We start from the raw sequence: 17,138 nt of genomic DNA, 5'->3' as shown, positions 1-17,138 counted from the left end.
GGCGGTCACGAGGTTCCCCCCTTCACCTCGGCCACGGAGGGCGGACGTTGAGGAGGAGGCGTGCGCCGCAGCCGCTGGAGCGCCCCCACGATCCCCTGCGGCAGATAGAGGCTCGCCACCACCAGCACGAGACCGTTGATGACCAGTCTCCAATCGGCCAGGAAGCGCAGGAGTTCGGGAACGGCCGTCAGCAGCGCCCCGCCCACCACCGGTCCCCAGAGGTTCCGCGAGCCGCCGATGAGCACGAAGGCCAGGATGGCGATGGAGGCATCGAAAGTTCCCTGCTTGGCGTTCCAGGTATTCAGGAAGGGCGCGCTCATCGCCCCCACGATTCCGGCCAGGACCGCGCCGATCACGAAGGCGAGGACCTTGTAACGAGTCGGCGGCACGCCCATCGCGTCGGCGGCGAGTTCGTCCTCGCGGATAGCGCGCAGGGCACGCCCGACCCGCGACCGCTCCAGTTGCCGGGCGAACAGCAGCGTGAGGACCAGCAGCGGCCCGAACAGCCAGATGTACTGCCAGCGGTCCTGAAAGCCGAACGCCTGCGGAATCCCGAAGATGCCAATGGCCCCGCCGGTAATAGCGAGGTTCAGGCTCACGACCCGCAGGATTTCCACGAACGCGATGGTGGCGAGCGCGAGGTAAATGCCGCGGAGGCGCAGGGCGGGCACACCGACGATGACCCCAAGAACGCCGCAGATCAACGCTGCCGCCAGCCACGTCAGCGGGAACATGCCGTTTCCCAGGGAGTCGCGCAGCCCGGAAAAGGCCGGACCCGTCAGCAGGATCGCCGCGACATACCCGCCCACCGCGTAGAACCCCGGACTTGCCAGGCTGAGTTGCCCCGCCTGGAGCGGGAAGTACAGGCTCAGGCCCAGCAGCCCCGCCTGCACCATCGTGACGATCAGGAAGCCGTACTGGCTCAGAAACTCGCCCACATCACACCTTCTGAATCTGGGCGCGGCCCAGCAGCCCCTGAGGCCGCACGAGGAGAATGACGAACAGCAGCGCGAAGGCGACGGCGTCCTTGTAGGCGCTGTACTGCGAGGGTACGAAAGCTTCGGCGAGTCCGATCACCAGACCGCCGACCACCGCCCCCGGAATGCTGCCCAGGCCGCCGAGGACGATGACGGCCAGCCCCTTGAGCCCATACGTCACGCCGAAGTAAGGCCCCGCCACGCCGAACGCCGTGCCCACCAGCGTCCCCGCCAGTCCGCCCAGAAACCCCGACAGGAAGAAGGTGATCAGGATAAAGCGGTCCACACTGATGCCCAGCAGGCTCGCCGTTCCCGGATTCTCCGCCACCGCCCGCAGCGCCTTGCCCACCTTCGTCCGCCCGATCACGTAGCCCAGCACGGCGAGCATCACCAGGCTGACCGCGAAGATGATGACCTGCACAGTGCGGATGATGACAACCCGCTCGCCCACATGGAAGCTCAGCGCCGGTTGCACCTGCCCGTACGCGTCCGAGGGGAAGTTGTAGATCTCCGCCCCCACCAGGAGCTGAATCAGGTTCACGATCACGAGCGCCACACCCAGGCTGCTCACCAGCGCGAGCAGGGGATCGGCCCCGCGTGCCCGCATTGGACGGAAGGCGAGGCGTTCGATCAGTACGGCGACCAGCCCCGCGAGCACCGCCCCAATTAACGTCGCCAGCGCAAACACCCAGGGATTCCCCGAGAGCGGCGATCCGTTCGGGAAGAGGTTGATGCCTTTCAGGAGCCCGTTGTTCTCGAACTGCCCGACCACCAGCGTGTACGTGAAGTACGCGCCCAGAGTAAAGACTGCCCCGTGAGCGAAGTTGATGATGCCCAGGATGGAAAAGACGAGCGTGTACCCCAGCGCGAAGATCGCGTACACGCTCCCGATGGCGAGGCCGTTGAGCAGGTTCTGAATAATTTGACTGACTTCCATGTGCGCTCCAGGAGGCTTTCAAACTTCAGCCGCCAGCGATCAGCTCTGGTTCTGCTGATGGCTGGCGGCTGACCGCTGACCGCTTACTTCAGGTACACGAACGAGCCGTTCTTGGCGTCCTTCATCTTGATCTGGGCGACGTAGAACTCCTTTTGGAGGATCTCGCCTTCTTTGTCAAAACGCAGCTCGCCCAGCGGCGTGTTGTATTTCCCGGCCAGGATCTGCCTGTTCAGCTCCACCCGCAGGTCGTCCAGGTCCCACTGCGAGAGCTTCTTGCGGCGGTCGATGGCCCGCAGCGCATCCGTCATGACCTGCACGCCCGCGTAGGCCTGGGCGGCGAACTGCGGCGGGTCCTTCTTGTACTGGGCGCGGTATTCCTTCACGAAAAGCTGGTTGGCGGCGCTGGCCTGTGCGGGGCTGTACGCCTGCGCGATGATCACCCCGTCGCAGTATTTCTGGCAGACCGGGAAGATGTTGGAGGTGTTCAGGCCATTGCCCCCGATGATCAGGCCCTTGTACCCGAGTTGCCGGAGCTGCTTGACGAGGTTCCCGCCGTCCGCCGCGAGGCCGGAGATGATCACGAGGTCGGCGTCCGAGTTGAGCACCGAGGTGACCTGGGTGGTGAAGTCGGTGTCGGTCGTCTGGAACTTCTGCACCGTCACCACGTCCAGCCCCTGCGCCTTGGCCGTCTCCTGGAAGGTGCCCGTCTCAGAGGTCGAGAAGGCGTCATTCTGCGCGTACAGCACGGCGACCTTCTTGATCTTGGAGTCGAGCTTGAGCGCCTGCTTGACGGCGTTGGGCGCGACGACCGCAACCGGCGCCGACACGCGCGCGATGAAGTTCCCGATCTGCGGGATGCCCTTGGCGGTGTTGCTCGGCCCCAGCACGGGCACCTTCGCCCGCTCCGCGATGGGGTCAGCGGCGAACGCCTGCTGCGAGAGGGTCGGCCCCACGATCCCCACCACAGCCGACTTGGTGATCAGGTTCTGGAAGGCGTTGATGGCGCTGTTCTCGTCGCCCGCGGCGTCCTGGAAGATCAGCTTGATGGGCGTGCCGTTGATCCCGCCACGGGCGTTGATGAACTTCTCGGCAAGCCGCGCGCCGATCACCTGCTCCTGCCCCAGCAGGGCGGTGTTGCTCGTCTGGGCGAGCGCCACACCGATGGGAATGGGCGTCTGCACTTTCTGCGCCTGGGCGGAAGTGATCAAACCGAGGGCCACGGTCAAAGCAATGCGTTTCATGGATGCTCCTCTGCTGAGCGGCAGGGCCGCTCGTGAGACTGGATTGAAGGTCCGTTCACTATCCGGTGGGGCCGGGGGGAAGTCAAGCGGGAATCCACCCAAAAAAGCACCGGGGTGACCCAGTGCTTCCTCGACTCCTCGTTTTGCCCTGCCCTGTGGGCCGTGCTTACTTCAGCAGATTGCGGCTGATCACCACGCGCTGAATCTCGTTTGTGCCCTCGTAAATCTGGTTGAGCTTCACGTCGCGCAGCAGCTTCTCGACCGGGTACTCGCCCACATAGCCGTAGCCGCCGTGAACCTGAATCGCCTCGTTCGCCGCGTCGAAGGCCATCTCCGAGCAGTACGCCTTGGCAATCGCGCTCTCGTAGCTGTGCGTCTGGCCGCGGTCCACCAGCCAGGCGGCCTTCATATACATCAGGCGGCCCGTCTCGATTCCCATCGCCATCTCGGCGAGCTTGAACTGGATCGCCTGGAAGTTGGAGATGGGCTTGCCGAACGCCTCGCGCTCCTTGGCGTATTTCACGCTCTCGTCCAGAGCGCGGCGGGCGATGCCGACCGATCCGGCGGCAACCGGAATGCGGGTCTTGTCCAGTGTCTTCATGGCGATCTTGAAGCCGTCGCCCAGCCCGCCGAGCTGATTTTCCTTTGGCACCCGCACGTTCTCGAACACGAGTTCCGAGGTCAGAGAGGCCCGCTGGCCCATCTTGTGCTTGATCTTGTTGTACGAGAAGCCCGGCGCGTCCTTGGGCACCACGAGCGCGACCGTCGCCCTATGCCCGCCCTGACGGTCGGTGGTGGCGAAGACCACCGTGATATCCGCCACGCCACCGTTGCTGATCCACATCTTCGTGCCGTTGATGACCCACTCTTCGCCGTCAAGGACAGCGGTGGTGTGCATGGCGGCGGCGTCCGAGCCGTTGTTCGGTTCCGACAGTGCAAACGCGGCGAGGCTGGGCTTTTCCGTCAGCGGACCCAGGAAGCGCTTCTGCTGCTCCTCGGTGCCGCCCACCAGGATCGGCGTGATGCCCAGCTCGGAGGCCATCAGGATCGTGTAGATGCCCATGCAGCCGTAGCCGATCTCCTCGCCGATCAGGCACTCGTCGAGCATGCCCAGGCCCAGGCCGCCCGCGTGTTCGGGGACGCTGGCGTTGAGCAGGCCGACCTCGAAGGCCTTTTCCACCACCTGCCAGGGCAGTTCCTCCTTCTGGTCGTACTCGGCGGCGATGGGGATGATCTCGCGGCGGGTGAAGTCGCGGGCGAGTTGCTGAAGCTGCTTCTGCTCGTCGGTGAGGGTGAAGTCGATCATGGGAACACTCCTGGGGTGGGGCTGGCCGCGGACAGTTTCCCGGCCGGAAACAATCAGGTCTCTGGACTCGGTTCAATTTAACATGGGCGAGAGGCTGCCCCCGCCGCTGTTCCTCCCTCCGGGACGCCCTCGGCGGCAGAGCCTGGCACTACCCTGGACCCATGCCCGACGACCGCCTCACGTTGCGCCCGGTCCAGCCCACCGACTCGGCGGCCCTGGCGCGCGTGGCCTACGAGACGGCGTTTTTCGGGGAGAGTGCCGAGCGTTTCTTTCCGTGCCGCCCGCTGTTCGCGGCGCTGTGGGTGGCGCCGTACCTCCGACCCGGAGCGGGTGGCGTGGGTTTTGTCGCGCTGTGGGGGGAGGAGGTCGTGGGGTACATCCTGGGCAGCGTGGACCCGGGCCGGTACACCCTCGCCATTGCCGCGCAGGTTCCGGGGCTCTTTCGGCAGTTGCTTCGGGGGCAGTTGCCGGGAGCGTGGCCGTCGCTGACCTACCTGCTGCGCTCGGTGCGCTACGGGGTGCCGCATCCCCCCGCCGACCGCTATCCGGCCCACCTCCACCTCAACCTGCTCGCGTCCGCGCGGGGGCTGGGAGCGGGCGGGGCGCTCCTCGACGCCTTTCTGGCCGAGCTGCGCGCCCGGCGGGTTCCCGGTGTCCAGCTCTCGACCACCCGCCGCAACGTCGCTGCCGTCGGGCTCTACACCCGGCGCGGCTTCCGGGAGTGGGCGGCGCGGCGCACGCCTCTCTGGACCCCCTGGACCGGGCAGCCGGAAGAACAGCTCACGATGGCCCTCGACCTTGGTGGGGCAACGGCATGACGCCCGACTTCCCCGGACGGCTCATGCTCCTCGACCGCACGCCACCGCCCTGGGGCTGATGCTTGTGGAGGGAGCGGAGGTGTCGGGCGTCCCCGGCTTCCCACTCCAGACAGCGGCGCCCCGTCCCCCCGGGCGCGGGGCCTATCATTCGGGGATGAGCCAGCGAACGCCCCCGCGCACCGGCACACCGAGGGTCTTCTACGGCTGGGTCGTGGTGGGCGTCACCGTCCTGGCCCTGCTGCTGGCGGCCGGGGCACGCAGCGCGCCGGGGGTGTTCCTGGTGCCGATGCAGGAGGCGCTCGGCCTGAGCCGCGGCACCCTCTCGCTCTCGGTCAGCCTGGGGCTGCTCGTCTTCGGGTTGGCCGCCCCGCTGTCCGGCCGCCTGATGGACCGCTACGGGCCGCGCCGGGTCGCCACCGCTGGCCTCGCCCTCGTCGCCCTCAGCTTCGCCCTGAGCACGCTCGCGCACTCGGCCCTGAGCCTGCACCTGACCTGGGGCCTGCTGAGTGGCCTGGGTACCGGCCTGGTCGGCAGCGTCCTGGGTGCGACGGTGGCGACCCGCTGGTTCGTGCGGCAACGTGGTCTCGTCACGGGGCTCTTCGGCGCGGCGACCAGCGCCGGGCAACTGCTGTTCATCCCCTTGCTGACAGGCTGGGCCGGGGCGCGTGGCTGGACGGGCGGCGCCCTGCTGATCGCGGTGGCGGCGGCCCTGCTGGTCCCCCTGGTGTGGTGGTGGCTGCGCGACAGCCCAGCGCAAGTGGGGCTCAGGCCGGACGGTGATGCGCCCACGCCGGACGCGCCCGTGACCGCCGCGCCCCAGCCCGACCACCTCGCCATGCGGCGGGCGGTACGGCACCGCGATTTCTGGTTGCTGGCGATCACCTTCTTCGTCTGCGGGGCGACGAGCAACGGCATCATCGGTACCCACTTCATCGCGTACTGCGGCGACCTGGGGCTCACGCCGGGCTTCGCGGCGGGGATGCTCGCCGTGATGGGCGTCTTCAACTTTGTCGGGACGCTCGCCAGCGGGTACTTCACCGACCGCACAGACCCACGCTTTCTGCTGGGGCTGTACTACGCCTTCCGGGGGATCAGCCTGGCGCTGCTGCCGTTCGTGCCGCCCGGCTACAGCCTGACGCTGTTCGCGGTGCTGTTCGGTCTCGACTACATCGCCACGGTGCCGCCCACCATCGCGCTGACGGCGGACACCTTCGGGCGGGCCAACGTGGGCACGGTCTACGGCTGGATTTTCTGCTCGCATCAGGTGGGGGCCGCACTCGCCTCCTGGCTGGGCGGGCTCAGCCGCGACGCGCTGGGCAGCTACAGCGCGGCCATGATCGCGGCGGCCATCCTGGCGGGGGCGGCGGCGGTGCTGGCGCTGGGGGTCACGGCACCTGCCCGGCGGGCTCAGCCCACGTCGTAGGGCCAGGCTGCGGCTCGCCGGGATAAGGAGCGCCCATGCACCTCACCTCACCGCCCGGTCCCGGTCTCGCCCCCCTCGTTCACAGCCTCACGGCGGGCCAGCACGGGGTGTCCCCGCCCAGGCACCTGTGGCCTGATCCCCATGTCGAACTCGTGTTCAGCACTGCTCCGCTGGAGTTTGGCACTTTTGCGGGGAGGACCTGGCGTGCGGGTGCGGTCTCTACCCCGGGCCTCCAGTGGCGGCCCCTGACCTGCCATGTGGGTGTGGGAAATACACTCCGCGTTCGGCTGTACCCGTGGACCCCGCCCGCCCTGTATGCCGAGATGCTGGCGGGCTCGGCAGGCGGCGCGGCCCCCGAGGTCGTGGACCGGCTGCGGGCGAGTGACCTTCAAGGGGCGGTGGAGGCGGCGGAGTTCTGGCTCCACCGCCGAGCAGACAGCTTTCCTGGTCCCGGCCCGCTGCAACGGGCAGTCCGTCACCTCTATGGGGCGCCCCTGGCGTTCCACCTCCCCGAGTTGGAGGACCTCGCGGGATGTTCGGCCCGCGAACTCCAGCGCCGGAGCCGGGAGGAACTGGGGATGACCCTCAAGGGGTTCCAGCGCCTCGCCCGCTTCCGGGCGGCGGTGGCGGCGCTCGCCCGGCCCCCCGTCCCGCCGCTCGCCGAACTCGCCCTGAACCTCGGATACGCCGACCAGGCCCATTTCGCCCGGGAGGTCAGGGCATTTGCCGGGCTGTCCCCCACACGCCTCGCGCGGCACCTCGGGGCCTGACGGTCGTTTTTGTGCAAGACGGGCGGGGCGGCGCCGTGGCACCCTTCCCCCATGACCACGACTTCTGCGGCGAGGCTCAGCAACGTCAACCTGCTTGTGCAGGACGTGGCGAGGGCGCGAGACTTCTACGAACGGGCCTTCGGCCTGGTGATGGACGCCCGCCGCTCGGCGCCGCCCCACATGCTGATCCTGGACGCCCCGGGCTGCACCCTGAGCCTCAAGGCCGAGGAGACCGAGGACCCCGCTAAGCGCGAGGGTCCGGGATCGGTCGAACTGGGCTTCGAGACGGAGGACCTGGAGGCCATCCACGCTGCCCTGACCGAACTCGGGGTCTTCGTCACGCCCATCCGGGAGCAGGGCTTTGGCCGGACCTTCGATGCCCGCGACCCCGACGGCCACCATCTGGTCGTCTACACGCTCAGCGCGGAGAACCGCTAGCGCCTGTCCCTACAGCACGTCCTCGGCGCTTCCCCGCTTCCTGAGGTTGTTCTGCGTCTTGCGCCAGCGCAACGCCCTCACGATGGCGGGGGCAGCGGCGTTCAGGTTCAGGTCATAGGCGGGATACCACACGCGCTGCTCGCTGAACTTCAGCTTCATCTTGAAGACGCCGTAGGAGTGCTTTTCCTCGTCCAGCCTGCGCGGAATGCCCCAGAAGTCGAAGAGGGTGTAGCCCCGCCGCTTGGCGTCGAGCATGGCGTTCCAGTAGAAGGCGTCGGGGGCCTTGGCGTCCTTATAGGGCGTGCCGTCCGCGTGGGTGCGGTCGTCGCGCACGCTGCCACCGAAGAGGTAGTACGTGCCCGTGCCCATCGCCAGGAAAAAGCCCCCGGCGAGCGCCTTCCCCTCGTACCGCGAGAGGACGATGTACGCCTCGCCGCCGTGGGCCCCCCCCTCGTGCAGCATCGTCTCGTAGTAGGCGCGGGGAAAGGCGCCGAGCTGGGCGCGCTCGTTCGTCGCGGTGAAGATCTCCCAGAAGGCCTCGAAGTCGTCGTCCCGACCCGCCACCACGCCCAGCTTCTGCGCGGCGCGCACGTTGCGGCGGGCCATGGAGTGCAGGCCTGAAAACAGCTCCTCCTCCGGCCGGGTGAGGTCGGCAAGGATCGTGTGCTCGGGCTGCTCGCTCTCGGCCCGGCGGAAGGGGCCGTACTCGCCTGGAACGGGCACGCCCTCAATGGCGGGGATGGGGGAGGGGGGTTCGATCTTCAGCAGGGCATCTGTTGGCCGGGCAACCTGCCGCACCGCCTCGGCCACCGCCGGGAGCAGGTCGAGCGATTCCAGCGCCGGGCCGCGCGGGGCGTACAGGGTGGAAAAGCCCGGCACCAGCCGCTTGCGAAGGAGTTGCAGCGCCCCGACCGTCTGCCCGCCCCGCTGAATCAGGAACCGCATGGGCACCTGACCCAGCACGCGCCTCGCCTCGCCGTAGCCCCAGCCCTGGAGGGCGCTGGTGATCGGGAGCGAACGCACCGCGTCGTCGTACGCGCGGGAATCGGTGGTGGGCACGAGGGTCAGGCGCATCGGGGGGGATTGTAGCAGGGGTGGGAGAGGCTGCCGGGGCGAGTCGGCCTGCCCGGCGCGACGTTCACCCGTCTCTCAGCCGACAGTTCACCCGGCGTCCTGGACGCTACAGTGGGCGAATGAAACAGAGCCTTCTGACGCTCGCGCTTCTCCTTGGCGGCGCCGCCCTCGCCCAGACCACGCCCGCCCCCGCCCCCACGGCGCCTGCTCAGACAGCTCCGGCCCAGCCCGCCCCGGCGCAAACCGCTCCGGCACAGACGACTCCTGCCCCGGCAGCTCCGGCCACCACCCCGGCCCCCGCCAACGCTCAGGCCGTCGTGGCCCGGGTGGGCGACGAGAGCTACACCCTGGCGGACTACGAGCGGGCCTTCCGCATCGCGGTGGCGCGGGTGCTGAACTCGCAGGGGGTGCCCTACACGCCCGACATGCTCGCCGAATTCGCCGACGCCCGCGCGGACTACCTAACCCAGTACGCCCGCGACCGCGCCGTGTATCAGCTCGCCCGCCGCAGCACTCAGGTGCCCGCGACGCAGGTCGACGCGCAGCTTGCCGATGCCCACAAGGGCTTTTCCAGCGATGCGGAGTTCGCCCAGGCCCTTCAGGCGACCGGGTACGAGAACGAGGCCGACCTGCGCGCCGACCTGGAGCGCCAGGCGGTCGTGCAGGCGTACCTGGACAACGTCAAGAAGCGGTTCACCTTCGGCGACGCCCTCGTGCAGAGCTTTTACAACCTGAACCGGGCCTCCTTCAATCGCCCGGCCCAGGCCTGCGTGAAGCACATCCTCGTCAAGACCCAGGCTGAGGGCCAGACGGTGCTGCGCGACGTGCAGGGCGGGGCGGACTTCGCCAAGATCGCCCAGGAGAAGAGCCAGGACCCCGGCAGCGCCCAGGAGGGCGGCGACCTGGGCTGCATTGCTCCCGGCGACACGGTCGAGGCCTTCGACAAGGCGGCCTTCGGTGGTCCCCTGAACCAGCCGCAACTCGTGCAGACCGAGTACGGCTGGCACGTGCTGGTCGTGACCCAGCGCAACGAGGCGGGGCTGACCCCCATCACGGAAGCTGCCCCCCTGATCCGCGAGCAGCTCGCCCGCGACGCCGCCCAGAAGTACCTCGACGCGCAGGTCGCCCGCCTGAGTGTGACCACGAACAAGGCCCTGGTGGCGGCCCCGGCGAGCAAGTAAACAGGCCGGAAGAGGATAACCGGACATGGGAACAGGGGGAGTGGCGAGTGGGCCGCTCCCCCCTCCTATTGGCCCGGCCTACGCTCCCCGCCTCGCCTGGCGCAGGCCCACGAGCAGGGCCGCCGAGCCGAGCGGCACGAGCGAACGGGTCTGCCCGCCCAGCAGGCCCGCCCCCAGGCTCCCCACCGCGACCCAGCGCGCCAGCCTCACCCGGTCGCCGGGGACAGGCAGGGGCGCGCGGTCGCACCGGCTGCGCACCGCTTCCGGCGCGGTCAGGGCACCCGCCAGGCCCAGGGCAGCGAGGACCAGCACGTCCGCCGCGAGGCTCCGCCCGCGCCCCTCCCGCCGCCGGGGCAGCAGGCCCGCAGCCCCCACGATCCTCGCCGCCCCGGTCGTCGCCCGAAAGGGGTCCGCCCGCGAGGCCGAGAGCGCCAGGGCCGCTCCCGGGACGAGGGCGCTCACCTGCTCCCCTCGCCGGGCCGCCAGGCCAGCCTGTCCCGCGAGGGCGACCAGATCGGGAAGCGTGGGCCGCTGCCCCACGGTCGCCGCCAGGACACGCAGGCCGCTCAGTACCGCGAACCCCGCCAGCGGGTCGGGCGGCCTGTCGGTCAGGGCGACGAGGGCCGCGACCGGCAGCGCCGCGTTCGCCGTTTCGGGGTGGTCGGGGTCGAGTTCCCGTGCCGTGGCCCAGGCCAGGAAGGCGGCCTCGCCCACCTCCAACGCCTCCCACCAGGACCGGCCCAGGAGCCGGGCGGCGAGCGTGCCCACCACAAATCCCCCCGCGGCGAAGCGGTTCGACGGCACCGAGGGCACCAGCGGGCGGCCCAGCGCTGAGGCGGTGGGGGAGGAGCGCGTCATGGTGTTCCTCTTCCCCCTCACAGCAGCGGGCGCGGACGCCGGGCGGTCAGGACAGCGCCGACTAGCACCAGGGCCGCGGCGAGGGCCACCCCGATCACCACCGCCGTCACGTCCGGCCGGGCGACGTACACGCCATAAAAAGCCCACAGCAGCACCGCCGCGAAGGCGTAGTCCCGGAAGCGCGCCAGGAAGAACACCCCGATCAGCGCGGCGATCACGACCAGAAGCGCTGACCACGCCGGGCCGCCCAGCCCCAGCAGCCCCGCCGTCACTCCCCGGCTGACCAGGAACGCGGTGATGTTAGCGATGGTCGCCACGCTGATCCAGCCCAGGTAGAGGCTGACTGGCAGGCCCAGCGTCAGCGGCTCGGCCCCGAGGAGCCTTATCCCGCGAATCCGCAGGTACAACTCGATCAGGCTCGCCAGCAGCGCCAGCATGATGACCACACTGACGCCGTGGTTCAGGCTCTGGAAGGCGAGTAACCAGCAGACATTCAGGACGTTCGCCAGCAGGAAGGGCCAGGCCAGGCGGTCGTACCGCGGCCCACGTTGATTGGGCAGTGCCTGGTAGACCGCGAACACCAGCAGCCCCAGGAAGATCGGCCCCCACACCGCGAAGGTCAGCCCGGCGGGCGTGAAGGCGTTGGGGAGGCTGTCACTCACCTCCTTGTTGCTGTTGCCGAACAGTGGCAGCGCGTTGCTGAGGTAGTTCATCACCAGCGTCACGGCGGTGGCGACGAGCAGGATGATCTGGCGGCGAATTCCAGTCATGCCCCAGTGTGACCCTCTGCCGTGCGCGCGGCTGTCGGAAGGGTGACCGTCTGCCGGAGCTTCAGGTCGTGTAGTCCGCGTTGATGCTCACGTACTCGGCGCTCAGGTCGCAGCCCCAGGCCTCGCCCGACGCGACGCCCACGCCCAGGTCAATCTCGAACACAACCTCCTGGGCCCGCATGCTCTGGCTCACCGCCGCGTCGTCGTAGGGGAGGGGCCTGCCCGCGAAGACTGGGTGGCCCTGCACAGTTACGGTCATCCGCTCCAGGTCCACCGCCGCGCCGCTGCGCCCGACCGCCATGATGACCCGGCCCCAGTTGGGGTCGTTGCCGTGGACGGCACTCTTTAGGAGGGGGCTGACGCAGCAGGTACGGGCGGCGGTCAGGGCCTCGGCCTCCGTCCGCGCGCCGTTCACCCGCACGGTCAGCAGCTTGGTGGCCCCCTCGCCGTCCGCCGCGATCATCCGGGCGAGGTCGCGCATCACGCCTTCAAGAGCCGTCAGGAACTCGGCGGGGTCCACGTCGCCCGCCCGCCCGTTCGCCAGCACCACGGCCATGTCGTTCGTGCTCGTGTCCCCGTCCACCGTAACCGCATTGAAGGTCCGGTTCACGATGGTGGGAAAGGCCGCACGCAGCACCTCCCCGTCCACCTGCGCGTCGGTGAAGGCGAAGGCGAACATGGTCGCCATGTCCGGGTGGATCATGCCGCTGCCCTTGGCCGTGCCCACGATGCGGGCGCCGGTGCTGAGGGTCACCTCGGCGAGCTTGGGCCGCGTGTCAGTCGTCATGATCGCCGCGGCAAAGGGGGCGGCGCCCGTGCCCAGCTCCTCCGGCAGATGCTCCACGCCGCTCAGCACCCGGTCCATCGGCAGCGGGTGCCCGATGATGCCCGTACTGGCCGTCAGCACCGCGTCGGCGTCCATGTTCAGCACGCTACCCAGCGCGTCGGCCATGTCCACGTTGTCGCGCAGCCCCCGCGCCCCGGTCGCCGCGTTGGCATTCCCGGCATTCACCAGGAGCGCCCGCACCGCTCCGCCCTCCCGGTACAGCTCGCGGTTGCGGGTCACGCAGGCCGCCGCCGTGGTGCTGCGGGTGCCCGCGTAGGCCCAGGTGCAGTCAGCGTCACTCACCACGCACGAGAGGTCCGTCCTGCCGCTGGGCTTGATGCCCGCACTCATCGCCGCCGCCTGGAACCCCTGGGGTAAGGCGGGACTCGGCTGGTTCATTCCCATCTCCATCATGGACGCATGGTAGCGGGTGAGGAGGAAGAGTTCGGGCCCTTCTCGCCCTGCCGTTTCGGGGAATGTCGACCGTGTTTCGGCTGAGGGCTCCCTCGGCGTTCCGTCCGGCATCTGGTCCTCAGGGTGGCCAATTTGCTCACGGTGAGAGCGAACGGTCCCGCTCTGTGAAGGTTTTCTAAATGCAAATAAATTCACAAAAGGGCACGATGCCCTTAACCCACCTTTTATTACTCAGTAGCTCTGGAGCGACCTCTCACTGTGGGTTCCGGGGAGAACACCATGAAACAGCGTAACTCCGGCCGCCTGTGGCTGGGCGGCAGCCTGACCCTGTTGCTCGTCGCCTGCACTCAACCCCAGATGCAGGCCCCTGATCCCTACGCGAACGGCGCCGATTACCCGTGGGAATACACTGCCCCGGCCGGAAAGCTCTCCACGCTCAGCCTCACGCCCGGGGAGAACAACCTCTACTTCGAACCGATCCTCGCCGCTAGGAACGGCTGGGGCCCCATCGAGATTGACCGCTCCAATGGCGAGCAACGGCCCGGGGATGGCCGTCCCCTCACCCTGGGTGGCAAGACCTATGCGCGGGGCTTCGGCACCCACGCGGCCAGTGAGCTGCGCTACAACCTGAAGGGGACCGGCGCCGTGTGCACCCGTTTTACCGCCGACATCGGGGTGGACGATGAGGTGGGCAACCGCGGCAGCGTCGTCTTCCAGGTGTACCTGGACGGGGTAAAAGCCTACGACAGCGGGGTGATGACGGGAGCAAGCGCTACCAAGCACGTGGCGGTCGACCTGAAGGGGCAGCAGGAGCTGCGCCTGGTCGTCACGGACGCGGGCAACGGCAAGAACTACGACCACGCCGACTGGGCCATCCCCAGGGTCTACTGTGAGGCGCCCAGAACACCCAACATCACGCTGGCTCCGGACAGTCTGTCGATCTTCCACAAGCACAGCGCCACGGTCAAGGCGACCTTCCGCAACCTCTACGGGCCGGTGAACCTGCGCCTTGAGGTTCAACCCGGCCGCACGACGGGGCTGGAATTGTGGACGACCTCCGTGGACCTCCCCAACAGCGGGGAGACTCCCGTGACCCGGGACATCGTGATCGCCGCGCCAGAGCTGCCGAACATCCAGGACGGGGACGATCCCCTCACAGCCACGTATTTCCTGGTCGCCAGCGTGGACGGCCGTGACGTCGCCAGCACACCCCTGACCATCACAGAGAAGCTGCTCCAGATCCAGTCCTCCCTGGAGCCCGCCACGTTAAGTGGCCGCCCCGGGGAGACGCGGCGCCTCACCCTGACTGTCAAAGTCACCCCGCCGTTGGACGGCCCTTTCCCCATTGACCTCAATTGCGCTCCCAATGTCAGCTGTGACGAAACCTCCTTCACGCTGACTCCAGTCGGCTCAGCCTCGGGAGACGGCGGGACGATGCGCCGGGATTTCAATTTCACGTTAAACCCGGACCTCCCTGAAGGAGTCGACAGTCTCCAGCAGGATTTCTATGTGTTCGTCGATGACTTCCAGGGGTACAGAACTCCGTTCTACGGCCAAGCCAGGAGCGTCACCTGGAATGTCGTGCGCTGAAGCGGGCTGAGGAACGGGAGGGTCGGGGGAAGTGGTAGCCCCGACCCTCCCGGCCTGGAGCGGCATACCGCCCGCCGCTTCCCCGCACACTCCTCACCGGGTGTTCATGGCCCGTCAGGGGCCGGGCGGGTAGGGTGAGAGCGATGAAGAATGTTCTGCTCTCCCTCCTGGCGGCGGGCCTGCTGTCGGGTGCCGCCCTGGCCGCCCCCATCAAGCTCCAGACCATTCCCGTGACCCTGGAACCCAGTGCCCGGTTGCTCACGCTGAACGACGCGGGCATCGCCAAGGCCTTCCCGTCGGCGGCGGGCCGCCCGGACGCGGTCTTCCTGACCGAGGACCGCCGGGTCAGCGTGGCCTTCGAGTGGCGCGACGCGCGGCTGACCCCCGCCCAGGTGCCCGATCTGGTGACGCAGTTCCCGGCGGTGATCCGCGCGCAGGTTCCCAACATCAAGACGCTGAGGGCGAACGCCGTGCAGATCGGGGGTCAGCCCTGGGCGCAGTTCGTGTTCACCACACCGGGCCAGGGCGACGACCTGCGCCGCGAACTGTTGATGACGAGCGCCCAGGGCCGCCTGCTGGTGGTCACCATCGTCGGAAACGTGAAGGACTACAGCCGCAACGAGGCGCTGATCCGCAACATGACGAACAGCGTGCGCGTGGGCTGAGGACAGGCGAGGAGCGGGAGGCCGGAGGACTTTTCCCCTCCGGCCTTCTCCAGTTCGTCGCCCGGGGAATGTAACCTGTAATAGGTCTGTTTGACCGGCGCCGCTACAATGGACCGCGTGCAGGAATTCCCTGAGACGCAAGCTATCGCTCGGCGGCGCGTGCTGACGCGGCGCGGTGGCGTGCAGAGCGAGGCGGGCGAGTGGCGCGGCCGTCCGGTGTTCGTGAAAACCCTGCTGACGGACGACCCCGAGGCCGCCCTGCGGTTCGACCACGAGGGGCGGATCGCGGGCAGCCTGACCCACCCGTTGATCGTGCCGCTGCTGGCCCGCAGCCCCAATCAACTGATCTTCCCGTTCGTGGAGGGCGGCACCCTGCGGGAACGGGTGGAGCGGGGTCCCCTGCCTCTCGCCGAGGCGCTGGAGGTGACCTGCGGTGTACTGGAGGCGGCCGAATACCTGCACGCGCAGGGCGTCACGCATCACGACCTGAAACCCGAGAACGTGCTGCTGGCAAACGGCCAGGGACGCGGACAATGTGTGCGGCTGATCGATTTCGGCATGAGCCACTCGCGGGCGCTGCCCTTGGACGTGCATGACGGCACCCGAATGGGCACCCCGCACTTCATGGCCCCCGAGCAGTTTCGCGGCGTGCGCGGCAACCCCCGCAGCGACCTGTACTCGGCGGCCGTGCTGCTCTTCGACTGTCTGTGCGGCTTCCCCCCCTACGAGGACGCCCTGGGCTGGCTCGTCGGGTTGCATGCCGAGTGCGCCCCGCTCCCCGGCCCGAGTGTCCTGCACCCCATCCTGCGCGCGGCCCTGAGCCGTGACCCGGCGGGCCGCCCCGACAGCGCGGCGCAGATGTGCGCGGCCCTGCGGGAGGTGGCGCGGGACCTGGAGTGCCGTTGCCCCTGATCGCCTTCAGCGGCAACCGCTTCCTGGCCGAGGAGGCATTGCGCGAGACCCTCGCCGCGCGGGGGCTGAACGTGCGCGACCTGCCCCGGCTGGGGGGCGAGGACGTGACCGCCGAGACGGTCGCGCCCCTCCTCGCCCCCAGCCTCTTCGGGGACGGCGGAGTCATCGTGGACCTCGCCGGGGTGAAGCCCGACAAGGCATTCCTCGACCTGCTTGCGTCGGCCCCGGTCACGGTCGCGGTCCTCGACGAGACGCCCCCGGCCACCCGTGTAAAGCTCTACGAGGCGCGCGGCGAACACCATTCATCCCCTGCCCCCCAGAAGACGGGCGATGTGGCCGGGTGGGTCGCGCAACGGGCGCGAAAAACGGGGCTCAAGCTCGACCGCGACGCCGCTCTCTACCTCGCGGAGGTGTTCGGCCCCGATCTGACGGGGATCGCGGGGGAGCTGAACAAGCTCGAACTGCTCGATCCGCCGCTCACTACCGACCTGGTGCGGCGGGTGGTGGGCCGTGAGCCTCCCGGCGACTCCTTCGCCATGCTGGGGGCGGCGACCACCGGGAAGCCCGGCGAGGCCGTCACCCAACTGCGCCGACTGCTGGCGAGCGGCGAGGACCCCTTCAAGCTGATGGGGGCGGTCGTGTGGCAGTACAGCCTGGTCGCCCGCTGCGTGGCCCTGACCCAGGAGGAGGGCCGCGTGACCGAGGCGGTGGCCGCCCAGCGCCTGGGCGTCAAGCCCTACCCCGCGAAAAAGGCCCTGGAGGTCGCCCGCCGCCTGAACGAGGCGAAGATTCGCGCGCACCTGAGCCGCATCCTCGACGCCGACCTCGCCATGAAGCGGGGGCTGGACCCGGGCGCGACGCTCGAACGCCTGATCGTGCAGCTCAGCGTGTAGGGCAAAGTTCCTTTCCGTACGGTCAGGGACCTCGGCTAGGATGGG

Annotated in this window: 17 protein-coding genes; 9 read left to right on the top strand and 8 right to left on the bottom strand. The window is 68.8% G+C overall.

What is annotated here, in order from left to right; translation table 11 throughout:
• Positions 1 to 5: 5 nt before the first annotated feature.
• From F784_RS0101400 to F784_RS0101385, 4 genes are all read right to left on the bottom strand, one after another.
• A complete protein-coding gene (locus F784_RS0101400; protein ID WP_019584899.1) occupies positions 6 to 938 on the bottom strand; it encodes a branched-chain amino acid ABC transporter permease in 933 nt (310 codons plus the stop codon).
• Position 939: 1 nt separating this feature from the next.
• The gene (locus F784_RS0101395) at positions 940 to 1,914 is read right to left on the bottom strand and encodes a branched-chain amino acid ABC transporter permease (RefSeq protein WP_019584898.1); all 975 of its coding nucleotides are present in this window, start codon (positions 1,912 to 1,914) and stop codon (positions 940 to 942) included.
• 83 nt (positions 1,915 to 1,997) lie between these two features.
• Positions 1,998 to 3,155, bottom strand: coding sequence for an ABC transporter substrate-binding protein (locus tag F784_RS0101390; RefSeq protein WP_019584897.1), 1,158 nt, complete (start codon positions 3,153 to 3,155; stop codon positions 1,998 to 2,000).
• 166 nt (positions 3,156 to 3,321) lie between these two features.
• Positions 3,322 to 4,461 carry an acyl-CoA dehydrogenase family protein gene (locus F784_RS0101385; RefSeq protein WP_019584896.1) on the bottom strand — a complete coding sequence of 380 codons (1,140 nt, stop codon included), beginning with the start codon at positions 4,459 to 4,461 and terminating at the stop codon, positions 3,322 to 3,324.
• 161 nt (positions 4,462 to 4,622) lie between these two features.
• On the opposite strand from F784_RS0101385, the gene F784_RS0101380 reads away from it, so the two are divergent.
• The 4 genes from F784_RS0101380 (at position 4,623) to F784_RS22130 (ending at position 7,910) form a co-directional block, all read left to right on the top strand.
• A complete protein-coding gene (locus tag F784_RS0101380) occupies positions 4,623 to 5,279 on the top strand; it encodes a GNAT family N-acetyltransferase (protein WP_019584895.1) in 657 nt (218 codons plus the stop codon).
• Positions 5,280 to 5,433: 154 nt separating this feature from the next.
• Positions 5,434 to 6,702 (top strand): MFS transporter, encoded by a 1,269-nt coding sequence (locus tag F784_RS0101375; protein ID WP_040382290.1) that lies wholly within the window; start codon positions 5,434 to 5,436, stop codon positions 6,700 to 6,702.
• A gap of 35 nt (positions 6,703 to 6,737) precedes the next feature.
• Positions 6,738 to 7,472, top strand: coding sequence for an AraC family transcriptional regulator (locus F784_RS24355; protein WP_019584893.1), 735 nt, complete (start codon positions 6,738 to 6,740; stop codon positions 7,470 to 7,472).
• A gap of 51 nt (positions 7,473 to 7,523) precedes the next feature.
• Positions 7,524 to 7,910, top strand: coding sequence for a VOC family protein (locus tag F784_RS22130; RefSeq protein ID WP_019584892.1), 387 nt, complete (start codon positions 7,524 to 7,526; stop codon positions 7,908 to 7,910).
• Between the two features lie 9 nt (positions 7,911 to 7,919).
• On the opposite strand, the gene F784_RS0101360 is transcribed toward F784_RS22130, so the two are convergent.
• The gene (locus tag F784_RS0101360; protein ID WP_019584891.1) at positions 7,920 to 8,984 is read right to left on the bottom strand and encodes a lipid II:glycine glycyltransferase FemX; all 1,065 of its coding nucleotides are present in this window, start codon (positions 8,982 to 8,984) and stop codon (positions 7,920 to 7,922) included.
• Between the two features lie 119 nt (positions 8,985 to 9,103).
• Here F784_RS0101360 and F784_RS0101355 point away from each other — a divergent pair, with 119 nt between their 5' ends.
• Positions 9,104 to 10,165 carry a peptidylprolyl isomerase gene (locus tag F784_RS0101355; RefSeq protein WP_019584890.1) on the top strand — a complete coding sequence of 354 codons (1,062 nt, stop codon included), beginning with the start codon at positions 9,104 to 9,106 and terminating at the stop codon, positions 10,163 to 10,165.
• A 78-nt stretch (positions 10,166 to 10,243) separates the two neighbouring features.
• Here F784_RS0101355 and F784_RS0101350 read toward each other — a convergent pair whose 3' ends face one another.
• The 3 genes from F784_RS0101350 to argJ all read right to left on the bottom strand — a co-directional run bounded on the left by F784_RS0101350 (position 10,244) and on the right by argJ (position 13,033).
• A complete protein-coding gene (locus tag F784_RS0101350) occupies positions 10,244 to 11,023 on the bottom strand; it encodes a hypothetical protein (protein WP_019584889.1) in 780 nt (259 codons plus the stop codon).
• Positions 11,024 to 11,040: 17 nt separating this feature from the next.
• A complete protein-coding gene (locus F784_RS0101345; protein WP_019584888.1) occupies positions 11,041 to 11,793 on the bottom strand; it encodes a tryptophan-rich sensory protein in 753 nt (250 codons plus the stop codon).
• A 61-nt stretch (positions 11,794 to 11,854) separates the two neighbouring features.
• On the bottom strand, positions 11,855 to 13,033 hold the full coding sequence (argJ, locus tag F784_RS0101340) for a bifunctional glutamate N-acetyltransferase/amino-acid acetyltransferase ArgJ (protein WP_425387097.1): 1,179 nt from the start codon (positions 13,031 to 13,033) through the stop codon (positions 11,855 to 11,857).
• Positions 13,034 to 13,312: 279 nt separating this feature from the next.
• On the opposite strand from argJ, the gene F784_RS24350 reads away from it, so the two are divergent.
• The 4 genes from F784_RS24350 (at position 13,313) to holA (ending at position 17,093) form a co-directional block, all read left to right on the top strand.
• Complete coding sequence (locus F784_RS24350) at positions 13,313 to 14,623, top strand: NPCBM/NEW2 domain-containing protein (RefSeq protein ID WP_019584886.1); 1,311 nt, start codon at positions 13,313 to 13,315, stop codon at positions 14,621 to 14,623.
• A 143-nt stretch (positions 14,624 to 14,766) separates the two neighbouring features.
• Complete coding sequence (locus F784_RS0101330) at positions 14,767 to 15,288, top strand: hypothetical protein (protein WP_019584885.1); 522 nt, start codon at positions 14,767 to 14,769, stop codon at positions 15,286 to 15,288.
• A gap of 108 nt (positions 15,289 to 15,396) precedes the next feature.
• Positions 15,397 to 16,200: a serine/threonine-protein kinase gene (locus tag F784_RS0101325; protein ID WP_019584884.1), complete on the top strand. Its 804-nt coding sequence runs from the start codon at positions 15,397 to 15,399 to the stop codon at positions 16,198 to 16,200.
• A complete protein-coding gene (holA, locus tag F784_RS0101320) occupies positions 16,191 to 17,093 on the top strand; it encodes a DNA polymerase III subunit delta (protein WP_019584883.1) in 903 nt (300 codons plus the stop codon). The genes F784_RS0101325 and holA overlap by 10 nt, the downstream gene beginning before the upstream one ends.
• The last annotated feature ends 45 nt before the right edge of the window (positions 17,094 to 17,138 follow it).

The sequence above is a fragment of the Deinococcus apachensis DSM 19763 genome (assembly GCF_000381345.1).
In the GTDB taxonomy this organism is placed as follows: domain Bacteria; phylum Deinococcota; class Deinococci; order Deinococcales; family Deinococcaceae; genus Deinococcus; species Deinococcus apachensis.
The sequence above is the reverse complement of the archived record's forward strand: the minus strand, read 5'-3'. Positions and strand labels throughout refer to the sequence as shown.

Excerpts from the sequence above, each read along its gene's own strand:
- F784_RS22130 (WP_019584892.1), top strand. The coding sequence starts at position 7,524 with ATGACCACGACTTCTGCGGCGAGGCTCAGCAACGTCAACCTGCTTGTG.
- argJ (WP_425387097.1), bottom strand. The coding sequence starts at position 13,033 with ATGATGGAGATGGGAATGAACCAGCCGAGTCCCGCCTTACCCCAGGGG.
- F784_RS0101380 (WP_019584895.1), top strand. The coding sequence starts at position 4,623 with ATGCCCGACGACCGCCTCACGTTGCGCCCGGTCCAGCCCACCGACTCG.
- F784_RS0101360 (WP_019584891.1), bottom strand. The coding sequence starts at position 8,984 with ATGCGCCTGACCCTCGTGCCCACCACCGATTCCCGCGCGTACGACGAC.
- F784_RS0101330 (WP_019584885.1), top strand. The coding sequence starts at position 14,767 with ATGAAGAATGTTCTGCTCTCCCTCCTGGCGGCGGGCCTGCTGTCGGGT.
- F784_RS0101390 (WP_019584897.1), bottom strand. The coding sequence starts at position 3,155 with ATGAAACGCATTGCTTTGACCGTGGCCCTCGGTTTGATCACTTCCGCC.
- F784_RS24350 (WP_019584886.1), top strand. The coding sequence starts at position 13,313 with ATGAAACAGCGTAACTCCGGCCGCCTGTGGCTGGGCGGCAGCCTGACC.
- F784_RS0101325 (WP_019584884.1), top strand. The coding sequence starts at position 15,397 with ATGGACCGCGTGCAGGAATTCCCTGAGACGCAAGCTATCGCTCGGCGG.
- F784_RS24355 (WP_019584893.1), top strand. The coding sequence starts at position 6,738 with ATGCACCTCACCTCACCGCCCGGTCCCGGTCTCGCCCCCCTCGTTCAC.
- F784_RS0101385 (WP_019584896.1), bottom strand. The coding sequence starts at position 4,461 with ATGATCGACTTCACCCTCACCGACGAGCAGAAGCAGCTTCAGCAACTC.
- F784_RS0101395 (WP_019584898.1), bottom strand. The coding sequence starts at position 1,914 with ATGGAAGTCAGTCAAATTATTCAGAACCTGCTCAACGGCCTCGCCATC.
- F784_RS0101345 (WP_019584888.1), bottom strand. The coding sequence starts at position 11,793 with ATGACTGGAATTCGCCGCCAGATCATCCTGCTCGTCGCCACCGCCGTG.
- F784_RS0101350 (WP_019584889.1), bottom strand. The coding sequence starts at position 11,023 with ATGACGCGCTCCTCCCCCACCGCCTCAGCGCTGGGCCGCCCGCTGGTG.
- F784_RS0101355 (WP_019584890.1), top strand. The coding sequence starts at position 9,104 with ATGAAACAGAGCCTTCTGACGCTCGCGCTTCTCCTTGGCGGCGCCGCC.
- F784_RS0101375 (WP_040382290.1), top strand. The coding sequence starts at position 5,434 with ATGAGCCAGCGAACGCCCCCGCGCACCGGCACACCGAGGGTCTTCTAC.